Genomic DNA, 1,076 nt, shown 5'->3' on the forward strand with positions numbered 1-1,076 from the left:
CTCCGCGGCACTCAAGCGTTGACTTTCCATGTCCCTATATTCCGTTCGGTAGCAATAAATTCCACGCCCACTTTCACGAGTTCACGTCTGTCGGCAGAGTAAGGAATAAGATACCCCCGGTCGTCTATTTGCGCGAGGGCTTCCTCTACCGTGCCATCGAGTTTGAACTCGAACACGTAAATATATTTTGGCGTTTTCACCACGGCGTCCGCCCGTCCTTTGGCACTCCGTACTTCTGCATCTGTGAATTGTCCCATTAACTTGAACACGAGGTAGAACACTACTTGGTAATGTCGTTCCGTCCGCTCGTTCAACTCGTAAGGGAAGTCCGCGAAGAATGCACGTAAGCGGGTCATGAAGGCATCGACTTGCCCTTTTTCCAATTCCTGCACGAACTTGCCTATGTGAAACCCTTTTTCTTCGTCCGGAATGGAGGTGTAGAAAGGTACGAGAAAATTAATGAAACCATATTTAACTTCTTCATTCGGGAAAGCAAGCAGGTAATTCTTGAACTCTGCATCAAACTCTTTTATTGTCAAGTATCCGCTTTGGTAAATCAATGGAATCGGATTATTCATGGTCACCCGATATTCCGTGAATGCCGATTCGGGTAATTCAACCCCGTCAATTAATTCCCGGATGTCGAAATCACTTTTTTTCAGTAACTCCACGAGGAATGTCGGTGTGCCCGTGTGAAACCAATAATTGCCGTATTCCAGTTTGCTGAAACAACTCAACACGCTGAACGGGTTGAACATTCCGGCTCCTCGCGGGTGGAAGTGATATCCGTCGTACCGGGCTTCCATTTTCGCCAGTGCTTCTGCCGGGGAAAGATTGTTCCTTTCGGCGAGAGCCTTGATTTCCGGTTGGAAATCCCGTTCCAGTTCTTCTTTGGTGATACCGCAAATAGAGGAATACGCGTAGTCCATGCTAATATCGTTCAACTGGTTGAGATCGCTGAACACGCTCTCTTGGGCGAATTTTGTCACCCCGGTGAGGAACACGAACCGCAAGTAGCGATCGGCACTCTTGAGTACCCCGTAAAACGCTTTCAGCGTATCGCGGTAATATTCCAG

The 1,076-nt window shown here is 48.0% G+C and carries 1 protein-coding gene; it reads right to left on the bottom strand.

Going from position 1 to position 1,076, the window contains the following annotated elements; translation table 11 throughout:
* Positions 1–11: 11 nt before the first annotated feature.
* A partial coding sequence (locus tag ACK8P8_RS22185; protein WP_410026331.1) for a PD-(D/E)XK nuclease domain-containing ATP-binding protein occupies positions 12–1,076 on the bottom strand: 1,065 nt, incomplete at its 5' end.

The organism is Butyricimonas muris (assembly GCF_046365375.1).
Taxonomy (GTDB): domain Bacteria; phylum Bacteroidota; class Bacteroidia; order Bacteroidales; family Marinifilaceae; genus Butyricimonas; species Butyricimonas muris.